The following is an 18,406-nucleotide window of genomic DNA, read 5'->3' on the forward strand; positions in this document are numbered from 1 at the left end:
TATGATTGATATATAAGGTGCTTCTTACTGCTCTTCTTGAAAACTGTGGTATATTAAACGGTATATAGTTAGTAAAGGAGTTTGAATAAAAAATGGTAAAGAGTGTAGTAATTGCTGAGAAACCATCAGTTGCACGTGATATAGCAAAAGTATTAAAGTGTACAAAAAAAGGTAATGGATTTTTAGAAGGTGACAAATACATCGTGACTTGGGCTCTTGGGCATTTAGTGACGCTTGCAGACCCTGAGGCTTACGATAATAAGTATAAAACATGGAATCTTGAAGATCTTCCAATGCTTCCAGAACGTATGAAATTAGTTGTTATAAAACAAACGGGAAAACAGTTTAATGCTGTGAAACATCAACTTACCCGAAATGATGTTAATGAAGTGGTTGTGGCCACAGACGCTGGAAGAGAAGGAGAGCTAGTTGCACGTTGGATAATTGAAAAAGCAAAGGTGAATAAACCAATTAAGCGTTTATGGATTTCCTCTGTAACAGACAAAGCAATTAAAGATGGTTTTGCAAACTTAAAGCCAGGTAAAGCATATGACAATTTATACGCTTCAGCTGTCGCTCGTTCTGAAGCTGATTGGTATATTGGCCTAAATGCTACTCGTGCATTAACAACAAAGTTTAATGCACAATTAAACTGTGGGCGTGTACAAACACCAACTGTCGCTATGATCGCTAGTCGTGAAGATGAAATAAAAAACTTCAAAGCTCAAACTTACTACGGTATCGAAGCGCAAACAACTGATAAGTTAAAACTAACTTGGCAAGATGCAAACGGTAATAGTCGTAGCTTTAATAAAGAAAAAATTGATGGCATCGTAAAGAACCTAGATAAACAAAATGCTACTGTTGTGGAAATTGATAAGAAACAGAAGAAGTCATTCTCTCCTGGTCTTTACGATTTAACTGAATTGCAACGTGATGCAAATAAAAAGTTCGGTTACTCTGCTAAAGAAACGTTAAATATTATGCAGAAATTGTATGAACAGCATAAAGTGCTAACGTACCCTCGTACAGATTCACGCTACATTTCATCTGATATCGTCGGAACACTTCCAGAACGTCTAAAAGCATGTGGTATTGGAGAATACCGTCCTTTAGCACATAAAGTATTACAAAAGCCTATCAAGGCTAATAAATCATTTGTTGATGATAGTAAAGTAAGCGATCATCACGCAATCATTCCAACAGAAGGATACGTTAACTTCTCAGCCTTCACAGATAAAGAACGTAAAATTTATGATTTAGTTGTAAAACGTTTCTTAGCTGTTTTATTCCCAGCATTCGAATACGAACAACTAACATTACGCACAAAAGTCGGCAATGAAACGTTCATTGCACGCGGAAAAACTATTCTACATGCCGGTTGGAAAGAAGTATACGAGAATCGCTTTGAAGACGATGATGTGACTGATGACGTAAAAGAGCAGCTTCTACCTCACATTGAAAAAGGCGATACATTAACTGTAAAGTTAATTATGCAAACATCAGGTCAGACGAAAGCACCTGCACGTTTTAACGAAGCAACTTTACTTTCAGCAATGGAGAATCCTACAAAATATATGGATACACAAAATAAACAACTTGCTGATACGTTAAAATCGACTGGTGGATTAGGTACTGTAGCGACACGTGCAGATATTATCGACAAACTTTTCAATTCTTTCTTAATTGAAAAACGTGGTAAAGATATTCACATTACTTCAAAAGGCCGTCAGTTACTTGATTTAGTGCCAGAAGAGTTAAAGTCTCCTACACTAACTGGGGAATGGGAGCAAAAACTTGAGGCAATTGCAAAGGGTAAACTGAAAAAAGAAGTATTCATTTCCGAAATGAAGAACTATACGAAAGAAATTGTTTCTGAAATTAAATCGAGTGATAAAAAATATAAACATGACAACATTTCAACGAAGTCTTGTCCAGACTGTGGTAAACCAATGCTAGAAGTAAACGGCAAAAAAGGAAAAATGCTCGTATGCCAAGACCGTGAATGCGGTCATCGTAAAAATGTATCTCGTACAACAAACGCTCGTTGCCCACAATGTAAGAAGAAACTAGAATTACGTGGTGAAGGTGCAGGGCAAATCTTTGCATGTAAATGTGGCTATCGCGAGAAGTTATCGACATTCCAAGAGCGACGTAAAAAAGAATCTGGAAACAAAGCGGATAAACGCGACGTTCAAAAATATATGAAACAACAGAACAAAGAAGAAGAACCATTAAATAACCCGTTCGCAGAAGCATTAAAGAAATTAAAATTTGATTAAAATGAGATCATAAAATTTAATTTAGCAGTTAGTTTAAAAACTCCATTTGGAATAAAGGTTATTCCAAATGGAGTTAATTCTTTAAATTATTTTTTTGATCTTATAAAGGAGTTTAATGTTTTCGTTGATTGTTATATAAGAAATTAATAAAAGTAATATTTAATTCTTCAGAACAAGAGTTATCAAGAGTCAATAAATTTTTTGGAAAATTAGATTTAAGGGGTGCTCATAACATTATTCTGGTGGGCGCAAGAAAGAATAATAAATGATCTGCATGAATTGCTTAAGTTAATTTAGAACCAAGACCACATTAAAGTGGTCTTGTTCTTTATCAGCTGAAGTACTCTGTTCTATAAAGAGCGGCCATATAAGAACAACCGAAGGAATGGTATTTCTCCAATTAAGGGAAAAGAATACTTGTAGAAGCTACTTGAGGAGACAACTTAGAGGAATTGTCCCCCTTTGTAAAATTAATAAATTATCTGAAATGGAAAAGTTAAAATAATCAATGATTCATGTGCATTTTTAGGAGGAAATATTTAGGTTTTTTCCAGCAGGGATCTCAATTGATGAAAGGATAATATAATAAATTTAAGAATATAGAGGAGATAAATAAAATGACTTAACCATATTTGAAATTTAAGAAAATTACTACAAAAATAAGTTAACAAAGGTATTTGCTATTAACAAACATATATTTAATAAATACTATAAAAATCGTTCTGTTTTTATGAATGGAAATTTAAAAGTTACGTTCATTATACCTTGCATTACAAGTTATCGTATGTTATTTTTATGTTTATGTTTAAAGCACTTGTATTAAAAGTTAACAGAAGAGAGGGGAATGAAATGGAAAAATCAACACAAATGTTAAAAGGTATTTTAGATGGATGTATTTTATCCATTATTCAAGAAGGGGAAATATACGGTTACGAATTAAAGGGAAAATTACATAACTATGGCTTTCACTCTTTTAGTGAAGGGACGATATATCCATTATTATTACGTATGCAAAAAGAAGGATTAGTTACGAGTGTATTAAGGGAATCTACGACTGGTCCAAAAAGAAAGTACTATGCGTTATCAAAAATGGGGGAAAAGGAATTGGATAAATTCAAAGAGCGTTGGGACGATTTAAAATTATTTGTTGAAAATGTAATTAATAAGGAGGGGAAGTAGAATTATATGCAAGAAGTCTGCTCAATTTTTAATCGAACTTAGAATGCTGTTATTGTAACAAAGAGTCAACATATCAAAAAAGAAAATTATACGCTTCGAAACAAATTAATCGGTTACTAATGTGACAAATTGTATACTGTCACGAATATAATCTTATCTATGTCGGCATATCCGGTAAAAACTTTGTTATTAATAAAACAAGTGCAAATGAAAACATAGTTTTGAATATAAAGAAGATGAGAATTGGAATAGCAAATTTCAATTTGCTTAATCCAATTTATAACCCTAAACAAAAAACAGTTAAATTTGATACATAGGATGTTTGAATTGTACTACTAATTCTATATGCAAGTGTACCTTTAGTAAATAATGAAACTAAACTCGTTTATTTAGTTGTTCTGCCAAATGAAGTTAAACTTAAAATAGCCTTAATAAGACCACTAATGATAATAATAGTTGTATAAGGAGTATTATTTCCAAAAAACATCATAAAAACTCAATAATTCCCTAATGATTTTTTATCTTAACAATTGCTGTTGATGTATACATAATATTACGCACTGCAACTACCAAAAAGAACTTGTAGCAGTGCTAATAAGAAGAACATGTCTCAAATTTTTTCTCATTCGAATTGTAATCCAGGATCTGTAATCATTTTAAGTAAAGGCGGTTTTTCTTCGCCAACTTTCTGTTTATTTAAACTCACTTCCTTTATAATACATTTTTATATTAATATAAATGGTTATAAGGGGGGGGGAGTTTCACATCCTCTTTATTCTCGAGGATGTGAAATGCCTACTAAAACAATGGGTATGTGTAATAGAGAATAACATTCCTACTACACTAGTAATTTATTCATAACGAAGTGCTTCAATTGGATCTAATTTTGCAGCTTTGTTCGCTGGAATTAATCCGAAAATAACGCCGAGTGTCATTGAGAACAATACGCCGCCTATGACAACTTCCCATGAAACAAGTGGTGGCCACTTTGCAAACGTGGAAACAATATATGCACCACCATAACCAAGCCCAATTCCTATCAGCCCACCAAGAAGCGTTAACATAACTGCTTCAATTAAGAACTGTAATAAAATTTTGCCGCGCGTTGCACCAAGTGCTTTACGTATACCAATTTCACGTGTACGCTCTGTTACAGATACGAGCATGATGTTCATAACACCGATACCACCAACAATTAGTGAAATACCAGCGATACCACCGATGATCATTGTCATAATCCCTGTCATCTTTGAAATGCCTTCTTGAAGTTCTTTTAAATTTAGAACCTCGTATTTACCAGTTGCATCACTTGGTTTGCGGCTGTTTAAGACATCGGCAGCTTTTTTACCTGCTTTCTCTAAATCATCTACATTTTTGGCCTGAACAGAAATATTTTGAATTTCATCTTTCCCATATAGTATTGGCCATAATGAAATTGGAATTAATATTTCTGATGTCCCCATTCCCATAAACTCACTATCTGATTTGTAGATACCAATAATTTGCATTGGTTGTCCCTTTATTTCAATAATTTTACCGACTGGATTGGCATCCTTAAACACCTTGTCTTCCATTTGTTTACTAATCATGACAACGTTATTACCTTGGTCCACATCTGATTCTTGTAAAGAACGTCCCTTTAACAACTTTACTTTATTTACTGCAAAGTACTCACTATCTAATCCAGTAATACTCACCATTTCTTTTTTATCTTCAATATCAAGTGGTTCCATGCTTGAGTTTGTTGTCACAACATGTGTGATCTCTGATATTTTTTTTATTTCAAAAATATCTTCTTCAGTTATTTTCGGTGCTTCTACCATTCCCATACCAAAAGGATCATTCATATCTGCACTATAATGAATTTGAACAGTTTGATTACCTGAACCGGCAAATTGAGATTTCAGCATCGCTTCCCCGCCCTGTCCGATTGCAACGACCGTAATAATAGAACCAACCCCGATGATAATACCGAGCATCGTAAGAGCTGAACGCAGTTTATGAGCTAAAATAGAAGATAGGGCAATTTTTATACTATCTAGTAAACTCATACCGCACACCTTCTATCTTCTGTAACTTTCCCGTCTCGCAGTACAATGCGGCGGGAGGAATACGCTGCTACTTCCTCTTCATGCGTAACCATAACAATCGTCGTACCTTCTGCATTAAGCTTCGTGAAAATATCCATAACTTGCTCACCAGACTTCGTATCAAGTGCACCAGTCGGTTCATCGGCCATAATGAACGTTGGATTATTCGCAATCGCTCTTGCAATCGCTACACGCTGCTTCTGTCCACCTGATAACTCATTTGGTAAATGATGCACGCGATCTGCCAATCCAACTTTACCTAACGCCTCCAAAGCACGCTTGCGACGCTCCGCTTTTTTCACGCCACCATATACGAGCGGAAGCTCAACATTTTCCATCGCTGAAAGACGAGGTAGTAAATTAAAATGCTGGAATACAAAGCCAATATATTCATTACGAATTAAAGCAAGCTTCGACTCGTCTGCTGTTAAAATATTCACGTCATTCAGCATATATTCGCCCTCTGTTGGACGATCTAAACAACCGATAATATTCATAAGCGTTGACTTACCAGAACCAGACGGTCCCATAATTGAAACAAACTCACCGCTCTGAATCGTTAAACTAATACCGTGCAAAATCGGCACCGCCAATTTTCCTTGATAATACGTTTTAGCAATATTATTTAACGTAATCATTTCTCTTTCACTTCCATTCCGTCATACACATCGTCGGAAGGATTTTTAACTACCTTTTGCCCCACTGTTACGCCTTCTACAACCTCTGTCCAGTCTCCATCAGTAGAACCTTTTTTCACATTTTGTTTACGAAGCTTTCCTTTATCCTCAACATAAACAAATGCATCATCGCCCTTTTCTACAATGCTCTTAGTTGGAACAGCAACCATCTTCTTATTCCCTAAATTTACTTGTAGAGAAACGTGATAACCTGGAGATAAACCATCTTGACTATCAAGACTTGCTTTATATGTATATTGAGACATATTTTGAGTTGCCTCACCTACACCACCGGCTTGCGCCATCTCTGTACTTGTTGGAAACTCACTTACCTCTGTAATCTTACCTGTCCATTTCTTCTTATTATTTGCTTTCGCCGTTACAGTAAATGTTTGATCTTTTTGAATTTGTGACTTTTGAAGCTCAGTTAACGTTCCTTGAATTTGGAATGGATCTTTAGAAGCTACTTGTAAAAACGCTTTTCCTTGACCACCTAACGCTTGAGATGAACTTTGCGCTGCATCTTTATCTAACTTTTGAACAACACCAGCAAAATTACTATAAATCGTAAGTTCTTTCTGTTGCTTTTTTAATTCTTCTGCTTGCAACTTTCCTTTTTCTTTCTCAAGCTCAGTTGTCTTTTGCTGCATTTCTAGTTCACTTAGTTGCTCTTCCAGTGGATTTATGACTTCTGTAGTAGCACCGCTATCTTTTGTCTTCTTAATTTCTTGCTTCAATGAATCTATTTTCTTCTTGCTTTGATTGTATCGCATATCTGCCATCTTTTGATCAAGCTCAGCTTGTTTCATCTTTAAATTAATTTCCTCATTATCATAAGAGAATAACTTCGTACCTTTTTCTACCTCTTGTCCTTCTTTTACCGTAATATCCTTCACTTTTCCTTTAGTCGAATCTGTGTAGAACCCTTCAATATTTCCTGGTTTCACTTGTCCGGAAATTAACTTCGTATTATTAAGTTTACGTTCTGTTACCTTTTCGAAACTTACAGTACCTGTCTTAACCTCGCCTTTCTTCGTACTTTGCATGACAAAAATGTTAATAGCTGCAACAATAGCAATTAAAATAATAACACTAACAATAATCCTTTTCTTCTTATTTGAAGTATGGACTTGATTTTGTAACATAACTTATCTCCTTTACAATAATTTATTTTTAATTTGTATAGTAATTAAATACTATAACAAAATTTATAAAATAATATAATAAGATAACCATTCCTAATTTCTTACTTATCGTATTAATAATGCGGTTGAAAAGAAATTTCATTCAACTAGAATAGGAAATTTATATTATTTTCTTTCAAACTGATCTAGCATAATTAAATTGCATTCTTAGTAAATTAAATAACCAAATATATTTTAATATGAACTTTTTAACTTCGTAAAACTAATTTTATAAATATGCAAATTTGCATATTTATAAAATGTTTTTTTATGGTATTATCTTCTAGTACCCGGGGAACAACATAAAAAATAGAATTTGGGATATTTAATTCTTATATTGTTTTATGTAATTAAAAGGATATAAGAGTTAAATGGATATTTAGGGAGGAAATTTAAATGAAAACAGTAATGATTAGATCACTTATCGGTTGTAGCGCAGCTACTGCATCAACTATTATTGATTATATGGATTGGATTTCTTATGCTTCATTATTAATGTCTCTAACTGGAATTGGTGCTTCTGCATCAGCTGCTGTTTGGGCATATCGTGCTACAATTTTAGGAATGACTAGAATGGGTAAGAGAGCTGCAGCAAACGCACTTTAAAAAGATATTAAGGTGGGGTTGTTTAGCCCCACCCCTAATAAATTTGGACTCCTTTCTTAACAAATAATAAACTTTTAGTTAGGAGAGGAGTCCAAGATGATTAGGAAAATATGAATAATAGAGAAAGTAACAAACGATATGGTATTGCGCCATAAGAAGAATCAATAAATGTTTTTTATAAAAGTGGGGCGCTATTCTTCAAATAGAGTAATAAATATCGTATTACGGCGGAGTAGAAATGTCTAAGAAAAGTATATTCCTTTATATAAAATTAAAACGAATCAATGAATGGAATTTAGATTTAATACAATTAGGCAATGAAATTACTAGATTTGTACCACCAAAATAAAATAATGATAAACTATTAAAAATAAGAAGTAGTGTTCAATTTTAGGGGATGGTCAGTTAACTTTGTTTATTATAAAGGGGATTAAAAATGATCAAATTAAAAAATAAAAGAATAATTAATTTACTATCTTTTTGCCTTCTGGCTTTGGTAATTTTTGCAAATACATTTTTTTCAATTAAAAACTTTGGCGTGATTGAACAATTTGATATAATCCAAAAAAAATTACCTCTGTTTACCAATTCATTTGTTATTGTCTTTTTAACTTCGATACAAGTGATTGTGGGTATTACTGTGGTAATAATAGAAACACTATTTGTTACTTTTATTACAAACTTTATTGCTAATAAAAAATTAAACTTTAGCAACTTTTTATCAGTAATAATTTTTTCAAATATATCTTCTATATTATTAAATATGACGGTTATTTGGATTGTTGGGCTGAATAATTTACAAGACCTTGAATGGCTAGGTTGGTCTCCAGGTTCTCAAATGTTATTATCTGGTTTCGTTTACCTATATTTATCAAATTTAAATGATTCTATCGCAAATAGATTAAAAGTTAAAATAAGTGTAATTATATTCTCAATAACTTATGGTTTGACTTTTATCATTCAAATGCTGATGACTTTTGTGTAATTTCAATAACTTTAGGAAGGTGAGTTAAATGGAAAAAAAATTTAAGACTACAATGAAGATAATATTAGTAATAGCGGTTCTGTCTGGTTTGGTAGCAAGCTTTAGCCTAATAAAAAATATTGTAAAAATATTAGGAAATTGAAGAAGATGAAGTACTTCAAATACAAACGATTAATGAAAAAAAGAAAAGCGTTTGCCAATATAGAGCTTTTATTGGGGGATTTTCTAAATAAGTTTGCTGATGGTGATAAAAAGTTATTGCTAACTTTTTTGTATAACGTAAATGTAGTCATTACTTTCGTTTCGATATTAGCACCAATTTTTGTTTACGAGCTAATTTATTATTTTCGTTCATTTATAAACCCTTTTTATATTGCTACTACTTATTTTTTTGTGACAATGTTAATCACAGATATTAATAATGATGATTATGACCCAGAAGAGATGGAGAATGTTTCTCAGTGGATGTATAGGGCTCAAGAAAATAATTTTAAATTACTTATCATAAAAAAACTATTGTTAACATTTGGATTTAAAATTCTTTTTTATTGTTCTTTTATTATCATTTTTATGAGGGAACTCTATTTTAGTTACACAACAATATTTTTATATGAGTTTTTAGTATTAATAACTGTTTTAATTACTATTATTTTGAAATTCTTATGGAGTAATCATCAGATTGTCTTTTTATTTATAAACGGACCAAATAATACGAAAAAGAAAGAACATATAATAAAAGATCGAAATGATTCACAATTTGATAAGTATCAAATTGCTTTATCTAGATCTTGCCAAAATAGAACTTATTATTTACATATCCTATATACTTATATATTTACAATAGCTTCTCTATGTATAATAGGGATTTTAAATTTTTATTTTAATATTAATAAATTCATTATCATTTCTGTTTATTTAGCGTCTGAAAGCGCTATTATAAGTTTTATATCCCAAGGAATCATAAATAGCTCAAAAATGTTACAGGGATCTAATTTAAGTGATTTTTATTATATAAAGAAGTTTGATCAAAAAAATTATTATAATAATTTACTTTCTAAGTTTCTTTCAAGAAAGCTCATAGCAATCCTGATTGGTTATTATCTTGGTGTAATCATTCTTTACGGATTGTCATTATTTACAGCTATCATTATTGTATGTTCAACAATTATCTACTTCTACTCAATAAAAATCATTACAAAAAGAGTCTATCGCTTTAAAAAATTATCAATAGAAGATATAAAAAACAATTTCTTTTTATATTTCTTTAATCCTATTGAAGATCTTTTAATTTTAGGCTTGCCTTTTATTACCTGCAGTGTTGTAGCTGTTTATTCAATGAGATTAGGAAATATATATCCTATAATGGGTTTCTTCATTGTATATTCTAGTTATTTATTGTTATATAATTTCCTTACAAAAGAGAGGTAAGACATGCTTGAATTGATAAACATAAAAAAAAAATATGGTGAATCAACTTACATTTTTGATGGAATAAACTTGAAAGTAGACAGTATGAGCATTGTAGAATTAGTGGGTAAAAATGGTATAGGTAAATCAACGTTATTGAATATAATTGGTGGAATGACGAAATTTGATGGGGAACTCATACTAAATAAATTTTCAGTAAAGGAAAATTTTAAAGAGTATATTGCAGGTGTCTCATTAATTGGTAATACACCTTTCTTATACGATTATTTAACACCCTCTGAAACAATAGATATGGTACTATCTTTCCTAAATAGAGAAAGATTAGATTCATCTTTAGAACATCTCATTCAAGAGATTGGACTCGATAAATATCAAAATACTTATACACGTGAATTATCATTAGGAACTAGACAAAAGCTATCATTAATACTAGCTCTTCTATCTTCGCCTAATTTAATTCTCCTTGATGAACCTTTTGTTAATTTTGACATTAGGTCGAGGAAAGTTACTCTAGATTATCTGAAGGATTATATAATTCAACATAAAGCAATTTTAATTTATGCAACTCATTCAACAGATACTGATGTAGCGAATTTTTCAGATAAAAAAATAATTTTAAAAAGAGATGAGCAACTCGATAAAGTAGTTCTGGAGAGTGATAATTGTGAAACCTAAATTATTTAGTATTTGTTTTATTGCTTGTTCAGTTATAGGAAGCTCATTTTTCTTTTTGGGTTTTTTACTACTTCCTAATGAACAGTTTAGTCCCAATTTACAGCCTTCTTTCATTACTATTTTTAGTACTAACTTTGAAATACATTTTACTACAATCATATTTTCCATTATTAGTTTCGGATTTTTTTCTTTAATTTTTCTGTTCCAACAGTTTTTTTCTTTAGGATTTGCTTTTCATAGTTTGGTAGAAAAAACTTCCTTAAAAACAGCATATTCTTATTTTGCAGGTCATGGAATAATTGAAATCATAAATATGTTCTTCACTGCAGCAATAGGTTTATTTGTAGCGGTATGCATTGTTAACATAATTAGAAAGAAAGAACTTAATAAGAATTCATTTATCATATTAGGAAAAAATCTTTTGGTGCTATTAATTATAGATTTAATACTTTTATTAGTTGCCGCATTATTAGAAACATATTTATCTCCGTCATTAGTCGACAAAAGTTATATAATTTAATTACTCAGCCACCCTTTGGTGGCTTTTTATTTTACTAGCTTCGTATGTTGCTTTTGGTAACTATTGATGGTATCGAATCAGGAAAGTGGTAATATGATTAAAGGAAAAGTTATTTTAAATGCGTATGAAAAAAGCCTCAAGGCTGTTATTGCTTTATTTTAATGAAATTTTTACAAATCAGAAATTACACAAAAATAAATGGGGGATTAATTAAAAAACACACAAAAATACAGAATATCCTAAATTTGAGAAGAGGCTTATCTTAATTAATTGCACTTTATCGTTGATTTCCCTAAGTCTAAATTGTCTCATATAACTTATTTCAAATACTAAAATGAAGAGTGGCCTCAAAAGTAGTAATCGTTGCTTTGATCTTATTTGGAACACACCAAGGAGTAGATTATCTTTTGGCGGTCGTAAAAATGAAGCAAACTCTAATAATTAAACGTATCGGCAAAGAATTTTGACGGGATCACTTGCTTGTAGAATAGATAAATTCATTTAAATAGTTTTAAAGTATATACGAATTAATATTTCTTTAATTATATATTGAATTAAATTAGCTATATCACTTGGATTAAACTAGAATATAAAGTGCTTTATATTATCTTCCTTTTTTCTTAGTACTATGTACAATTATAAAAAAGTAAATAGCCTTTATTAAACAAAGGATTAGGTATGTTCTAGGATTTTTGTACAGGCATATTTTATAGAGATAAGTCGATGTCTGTCGCTACAATAATTTCAGTTACATCTTTTCTAAGTAGCTGACTTTTTACAGCGTTAAATTGTTTCCCAGTTTGTTTAATAACCGTTAATTTCAAACGTTCAGGCAGCATAGGTAAATCTTCTAAATTCCACTTTTTATATTTCACATCATAGCTTTCTGGATCTGCTAATGTAACGAGATGACCTAAAGCCCAAGTTACAATATATTTACTACCTTCAAGGTAGCCATTTCCTTTTTTATCACACTTCAGTACGCGAGCAATATCACGTGCAACGGAAGGCTTTTCAGCGATTACAACGCTTTTTGACATATTTAAAACATCCTTTCAAATTTCCATACGTTAACTATAGCATACATCTTCTTGAGATTCAGTTTCGCTCCAGATTTGAACGTTTTTTAATGGGGTAACATCTGTTTGAAAGTGAATGATGGCAATAGAATATAATATGCACCATGATGAGACTGTGAGAAATACATAGTTATTATGCGTATTGTTTTATTAGTTGCTTCTATATGAAATAGAAAAGTAAAGAACTTGTTATTTTACTAGAATAAGAGTAGACTTTGAAGTAGAAGAATAATAAGCACATGGGAGTTTGTGGATGCAAACTGAGAGTATGACTAATCCGTTATTGACCATTTGAACCTGTTGGATAATGCCAGCGTAGGGAGAGTGTAAAAGCACATGTTCAGGCACTTTGCGTACGCGCAAAGTGCCTTTTTGTGTATCTCCCATCACTATAGTTAGGAGATGAGAAGGATGAATATGAAAGAAATTAGCGAAGTAGTGGATTTGGTGAGAGAATCTAATCCACTCGTTCATAATATTACAAATGTTGTTGTCACAAATTTTACAGCTAACGGTTTGTTAGCGTTAGGAGCATCGCCTGTAATGGCATATGCAAAAGAAGAAGTAGCAGAAATGGCTAGCATTGCTGGGGCGCTTGTTTTGAACATGGGTACACTTCGTCCTGACGAGGTAGAAGCGATGTTACTTGCTGGTAAATCAGCAAATGTGAACAATGTACCAGTACTGTTTGATCCAGTTGGTGCAGGAGCAACATCGTATCGAACAGAAGTTGCGAGACATATTCCGCTTGAAATCAAGTTAGCGATTATTCGCGGAAATGCAGCTGAAGTAGCGAATGTTATTAATGAGAGATGGGAAATTAAAGGAGTGGACGCTGGTGCTGGAAATGGAAATGTCGTAAGTATTGCAAAGCAGGCAGCAGATGAATTGAATACAGTAGCGGTAATTACTGGAAAAGAAGATGTTGTTACAGATGGAGAGCGAACAATCCTTATTCAAAATGGTCACCCTATTTTAACGAAAGTTACGGGAACTGGTTGTTTACTAACTTCTGTAATAGGAGCATTTGTAGCGGTAGAAAAGGATTATGTAAAGGCAGCGGTAGCAGCATTAACGTTTTATGGTGTAGCTGCGGAATTGGCAGCTGCCAAGACTGTGGAAAAAGGACCTGGTAGTTTCCAAATTGAATTTTTAAATCAGTTAGCGAATACTACTTCAGGTGATATTGAGAAGTACGGGAAGATTGAGATTATATAGTAAGGAGGGGAACTAGATGTCGCGTATTACAAAGGCTGACATGTCCAGGTTGTTATCAGTATATTTTATAATGGGAAGTAACAATTGTGCGAAAGAGCCGCTACAAGTATTGAGAGATGCACTCGAAGGCGGTATAACAATTTTTCAATTTCGTGAAAAGGGAGAAGGCGCTTTAACAGGAGAGGAACGCATTTGTTTCGCAAAAGAACTACAAGCAACTTGTAAGGAGTACGGTGTACCGTTCATCGTAAATGATGATGTGGAACTAGCTCTCGAGTTAGATGCTGATGGCGTGCATGTTGGACAAGATGATGAAGGGATTACTTCTGTTCGTGAAAAAATGGGGGATAAAATTGTTGGTGTATCTACACATACAATTGAAGAAGCACGCTGGGCAATTGAAAACGGAGCTGATTATTTAGGTGTTGGCCCTATTTTCCCAACGAGTACGAAAAAAGATACGAAAGCTGTGCAAGGAACGAAAGGCTTAGCTCATTTTAGAGAGCAAGGAATTACAATACCGATTGTCGGGATTGGTGGCATTACAATTGAAAATACAGCATCAGTTATAGAAGCGGGTGCAGACGGTGTTTCCGTTATTTCTGCGATTAGTTTAGCGGAATCTGCGTATGAAAGTACGAAGAAGCTAGTAGAGGAAGTAAGTAAGAGTTTGTAGAAAAAAGCTATGTAGAGTTGCAAAATGAGTTGTTTCGTTTATTTAAACAAACGTTTGATTAAAAAAGCACAAACCTTTTAAAATTGTCGGTTTGTGCTTTTTCTTTAAAACATAATTGATATTAGGAGCATTCCAATTCCAATAGAAGTGAATGTTGCAATTAGGCCTGGAATCATAAAGCTATGATTTAAAACATATTTACCAATGCCAGTTGTACCAGTGCGATCAAAGTTAATGGCAGCAACAATTGTTCCATAGTTTGGAATGAAGAAGTATCCATTTACTGCAGGGAACATCGCGATTAGTAGTGCTGGTGAAATACCGAGTGATAATCCAAGTGGCATTAAAGCACGTACTGTTGCCGCTTGACTATATAGTAAAATAGATAGAATAAATAATGCGATGGCAAATAGCCATGGTGCACTTGTTACTAGGTGCTGAATTGATCCTTGAATCATATTTAAGTTTCCGTTAAAGAAAGTGTCTCCCATCCAAGCGATACCGAAAATAGCAACAACTGCTGTTGCCCCTGCTTTAAAGACGTTACCAGACACGATGCTTTCTACATTTGGTTTACAGAAAATAATAATAAGAGCTGCAATCGTTAACATAACCATTTCAATTGTGTTTGGCATGGAAAGACGAACTAACTTTCCATCAACCATCCATCCTGGACGAAGTGCTTCAAATGAACCAAGAAGTACAACAAGGAAAGTTGCTACTAAGAAAAGGATAACGGATAGTTTAGCGCCTTTTACACCAACAAATTCTTTCTTCTCTTCAATTTTAGGAATCATTCCTTCTTTTAAACGTTTCAAGTATTCAGGGTCCTTATTTAATTCTTTCCCCATTTTGCTAGCAACAAATGCAGCTACCATACAAGCAATGAAAGTAGAAGGAATACTAACTTTTAAAATATCTAATAAAGTGATTTTATAGTCAGCTAACATTGCTAAAAGTGCAACCGTTGCAGCTGATATAGGACTAGCTGTAATTGCTTGTTGAGAAGCGATTACGGCAATTGACATTGGTCGTTCCGGTCTAATCCCCGATTCGCGAGAAACTTCTGCGATAACAGGAAGTACAGAATAAGCAACGTGACCAGTTCCTGCGCAGAGTGTAAATAAATAAGTAACAATTGGAGCGAAGAATGTAATACGCTTTGGATTTTTTCGTAATGCTTTCTCAGCCAAATGAACAAGGTAGTCCATTCCTCCAGCGGCTTGAAGTGCACCGGCAGCTGTAATCACTGCTAAAATCATAAGCATTACATCAATAGGAGGAGCTGTAGGTTGTAAGTGGAAGACGAAAACAAGTATTGCCATACCAACGCCACCCATTACTCCTAGACCGACTCCGCCTAGGCGTGCGCCAATAAAAATGCAGAGTAGTAACGTAAGAAATTGTAGCCAAAACATGATAAACTACCTCCGAAATTCATTAGTTAAGATATATTCGAATAATTTAATTTAAATGAAAATTAAAATAAATACTCAAAATAATCCTTGTGTTTCATACATTTTTTATTATATAACACAAGAAATGTAACATTCACGTACTTTGTTAAATTATTTCGAAAAAATAATTCGTTGAAACTATACATTTGCATTTTTAAATAGGTAGACATTTTAATTTTTATGTTGTAACCTTTGATAGAGAATAATGTAATTCTCATAGAACTCCCATATCGTTCAACTCGTTCAGCGAGAAAGGCAAACTGATGGAAACATTAGGACGCAAAACTACAGGAGCTAAGGCCGAAAGGCTATGCTAGCCAGTTACCGGACGGATAGGGTTGGTCTTGACCAATGCTCTTTTCATTGGTCTTTTTTTTATTTATCCCGCATTAACGGGCAGTAAGCCCCCCACCTCAAAATTCAGCGGAAGCAAAGAAGTTAGGTGGGGATCAACTGCCCGTAAAAGCCCGATTGGTGAGGGCTGATTAAAGTTTCACTTTATAAACAAATGAGAACTTTTAACGATTATTAATAAGGTTTATATTTTAATAGTTTCACTTTATATTAAGTTAATTAAGAAAGGTGATGTTAATGGAAAAGTATTGGCATAATATATCATTTCTTCAAAAAAATGTGTTGTTAACTGTGTTAGTTATTTTGACGCTTGTTGGTACTATGGGAGCGTTAAGTTTTAATATGTTTCAAAATAGTATGATGTCTATATTTGAACGACATTCTTTTGAAACAGGAGATACGGTAGTACATAAATTAGATGCGGACATATTGAGAGATGTTGCAAAAGACCCAACGGCGGAAAGAGAAAAGAGAGAGAAGTTAACAGAGAAATTAGATGAATCAACGGAAGAATTGAATAGTGTTGGACAAACGTATATTGTTGGAGCGAAAAAAAATGAAAAAGGTGAGCTACAAATCATTGATTTGTCTACAGGTTTAACAAATGTTGTTGAAGTAAGGCCAGGAGAATATTATAAACAACCAGACCTTTGGATGAAAGCATATGATAAAGTAATGAGCACAAAAAAAGCAAACATGACAGAAGTATATGAAGACGCATTAGGAACATGGGTAACGATATTAGAGCCAATTAAAGATGGAGAAGGGAACGTTGTGGCTCTTGTTGCAGCTGATGTAGATGCCTCTATTGTTCCTAGTACAAAGGAAAAGTTCATTATACAAGGTTTAATGTTTATTTGTATTTCTGTTTTAATTGCAACTGTTCTTCAATTCTTAATTGTACGTAACGCACTTGCTCCATTACGTGATTTACGTGAAGGCTTGCGCAGAGTCGGTGAAGGTGATTTGAGTATTAAATTAGAGGAAAGACCAGATGATATTGGTATTATTAATTCATATTTTAATAATACAATCGAGAAGTTTAAAGGAATTATAGATAAAGTGAAGCAGACAGCAGAACAGGTTTCCTCATCTTCACAAGAATTGTCAGTGAGTACGAAAGAAAATAGTATGGCAGTCCAAGGTATCGTAAGTTCGATAGTTGAGTTAAGGGCTGGCGTTCAATCACAAGAAACCTCCGTACCAAAGTATTTAGATATTGTATATGAAATGGAAGATAGAATGGAAGAGATAACTAATACTGCAAAACAAATAGCGAAAAGGTCTGAAGGTACGAAGCATCATTCAGTAAAAGGAAATGGTATTGTTGAACAGGCGATTAATCAAATGAACATAATACAAAATGCAGTACAAAATTTATCTTCTATCATTCATTCTTTGGAAACGAGATCAAAAGAAATTAGTGATATTGCAAGTGTAATTACAGGTATTTCAAATCAAACGAATTCGCTAGCTTTAAATGCTTCTATTGAAGCTTCACGTGCCGAGGAAACCGGAAAGGGATTTGCCGTTGTTGCTGATGAAGTGCGTAAATTAGCAGAGCAGACGGAAGTATCAGCAAAAGATATAACGAAATTAATAGGGGAAACACAAGTTGAAACGGAAGAAGCTGTTGTTTCAATACAAAAAGCTTCAAAAGAAGTAGAATCTGGAATTGAACTTCTTCAAAATAATGGTGCTTTCTTTGAAGAAATTTCAAAATCTGCACAAGCTGTTACAAATCAAGTTAGAGTTGTTTCTAGCAATTCAAGTGATATATTGCAAAATAGCCAAAATATTGTTCGTGTTGTAAATGAACTATCACTTATTGCAAATACGTATGCAAATAGTAGTAATAATATTGAAGAAAGTTTGAAAGAACAGGAAATGTCTGTACAAGATATTGCTGAATTAGCTAGTTCTTTAAGCTGGCTTTCACAGGAGTTACAAGAGTTAATTGGTGAATTCAAAAGTTAAATGAAATGATTATACGTGC

The 18,406-nt window shown here is 33.1% G+C and carries 14 protein-coding genes, 2 pseudogenes and 2 riboswitches; of the genes and pseudogenes, 10 read left to right on the forward strand and 6 right to left on the reverse strand.

Annotated features, from left to right (window positions below; all coding sequences use genetic code 11):
* The first annotated feature begins 92 nt into the window (after positions 1-92).
* Positions 93-2,282, forward strand: a complete 2,190-nt coding sequence (gene topB, locus Q9B79_RS22905) for a DNA topoisomerase III (protein ID WP_306187924.1) — start codon at positions 93-95, stop codon at positions 2,280-2,282.
* An 849-nt stretch (positions 2,283-3,131) separates the two neighbouring features.
* Entirely contained in the window at positions 3,132-3,461 is a 330-nt protein-coding gene (locus Q9B79_RS22910; RefSeq protein ID WP_306187927.1) for a PadR family transcriptional regulator, read from the forward strand.
* A gap of 157 nt (positions 3,462-3,618) precedes the next feature.
* Here Q9B79_RS22910 and Q9B79_RS22915 read toward each other — a convergent pair.
* From Q9B79_RS22915 to Q9B79_RS22930, 4 genes and pseudogenes are all read right to left on the reverse strand, one after another.
* A pseudogene (locus tag Q9B79_RS22915) lies at positions 3,619-4,116 on the reverse strand (YknW family membrane protein).
* 196 nt (positions 4,117-4,312) lie between these two features.
* Entirely contained in the window at positions 4,313-5,512 is a 1,200-nt protein-coding gene (locus Q9B79_RS22920; RefSeq protein WP_306187929.1) for an ABC transporter permease, read from the reverse strand.
* Positions 5,509-6,189: an ABC transporter ATP-binding protein gene (locus Q9B79_RS22925; RefSeq protein ID WP_306187931.1), complete on the reverse strand. Its 681-nt coding sequence runs from the start codon at positions 6,187-6,189 to the stop codon at positions 5,509-5,511. Before Q9B79_RS22925 ends, Q9B79_RS22920 begins: the two co-directional genes overlap by 4 nt.
* Entirely contained in the window at positions 6,186-7,373 is a 1,188-nt protein-coding gene (locus Q9B79_RS22930) for an efflux RND transporter periplasmic adaptor subunit (protein ID WP_306187934.1), read from the reverse strand. The genes Q9B79_RS22925 and Q9B79_RS22930 overlap by 4 nt, the downstream gene beginning before the upstream one ends.
* Before the next feature lie 435 nt (positions 7,374-7,808).
* Between Q9B79_RS22930 and Q9B79_RS22935 the strand changes: the two genes are divergently transcribed.
* From Q9B79_RS22935 to Q9B79_RS22955, 5 genes are all read left to right on the forward strand, one after another.
* A complete protein-coding gene (locus tag Q9B79_RS22935) occupies positions 7,809-8,018 on the forward strand; it encodes a hypothetical protein (RefSeq protein WP_000859781.1) in 210 nt (69 codons plus the stop codon).
* Between the two features lie 436 nt (positions 8,019-8,454).
* Positions 8,455-9,003 carry a hypothetical protein gene (locus tag Q9B79_RS22940; RefSeq protein WP_306187936.1) on the forward strand — a complete coding sequence of 183 codons (549 nt, stop codon included), beginning with the start codon at positions 8,455-8,457 and terminating at the stop codon, positions 9,001-9,003.
* A gap of 147 nt (positions 9,004-9,150) precedes the next feature.
* Positions 9,151-10,431 (forward strand): sugar transporter, encoded by a 1,281-nt coding sequence (locus Q9B79_RS22945; RefSeq protein WP_306187938.1) that lies wholly within the window; start codon positions 9,151-9,153, stop codon positions 10,429-10,431.
* A 3-nt stretch (positions 10,432-10,434) separates the two neighbouring features.
* Entirely contained in the window at positions 10,435-11,106 is a 672-nt protein-coding gene (locus tag Q9B79_RS22950; protein WP_306187940.1) for an ATP-binding cassette domain-containing protein, read from the forward strand.
* Positions 11,096-11,626 (forward strand): stage II sporulation protein M, encoded by a 531-nt coding sequence (locus tag Q9B79_RS22955; protein ID WP_306187942.1) that lies wholly within the window; start codon positions 11,096-11,098, stop codon positions 11,624-11,626. The genes Q9B79_RS22950 and Q9B79_RS22955 overlap by 11 nt, the downstream gene beginning before the upstream one ends.
* 725 nt (positions 11,627-12,351) lie before the next feature.
* Here Q9B79_RS22955 and Q9B79_RS22960 read toward each other — a convergent pair.
* Positions 12,352-12,666: pseudogene (locus Q9B79_RS22960) on the reverse strand (toprim domain-containing protein); the annotation flags it as partial.
* Between the two features lie 268 nt (positions 12,667-12,934).
* A riboswitch (TPP riboswitch) is annotated at positions 12,935-13,044 on the forward strand.
* Between the two features lie 72 nt (positions 13,045-13,116).
* Between Q9B79_RS22960 and thiM the strand changes: the two are divergent.
* Both thiM and thiE read left to right on the forward strand, forming a co-directional pair.
* Positions 13,117-13,923, forward strand: a complete 807-nt coding sequence (gene thiM, locus Q9B79_RS22965) for a hydroxyethylthiazole kinase (RefSeq protein ID WP_306187944.1) — start codon at positions 13,117-13,119, stop codon at positions 13,921-13,923.
* A gap of 16 nt (positions 13,924-13,939) precedes the next feature.
* Positions 13,940-14,599: a thiamine phosphate synthase gene (gene thiE, locus Q9B79_RS22970; protein ID WP_306187946.1), complete on the forward strand. Its 660-nt coding sequence runs from the start codon at positions 13,940-13,942 to the stop codon at positions 14,597-14,599.
* 104 nt (positions 14,600-14,703) lie between these two features.
* Here the strand turns inward: thiE and Q9B79_RS22975 are convergent, their stop codons facing one another.
* Positions 14,704-16,017, reverse strand: coding sequence for an anaerobic C4-dicarboxylate transporter family protein (locus Q9B79_RS22975; RefSeq protein WP_306187949.1), 1,314 nt, complete (start codon positions 16,015-16,017; stop codon positions 14,704-14,706).
* A 283-nt stretch (positions 16,018-16,300) separates the two neighbouring features.
* A riboswitch (cyclic di-GMP riboswitch) is annotated at positions 16,301-16,385 on the forward strand.
* 262 nt (positions 16,386-16,647) lie between these two features.
* Here Q9B79_RS22975 and Q9B79_RS22980 point away from each other — a divergent pair.
* The gene (locus Q9B79_RS22980) at positions 16,648-18,387 is read left to right on the forward strand and encodes a methyl-accepting chemotaxis protein (RefSeq protein WP_306187950.1); all 1,740 of its coding nucleotides are present in this window, start codon (positions 16,648-16,650) and stop codon (positions 18,385-18,387) included.
* The last annotated feature ends 19 nt before the right edge of the window (positions 18,388-18,406 follow it).

Source organism: Bacillus sp. MHSD_36, assembly GCF_030757775.1.
Lineage (GTDB): Bacteria > Bacillota > Bacilli > Bacillales > Bacillaceae_G > Bacillus_A.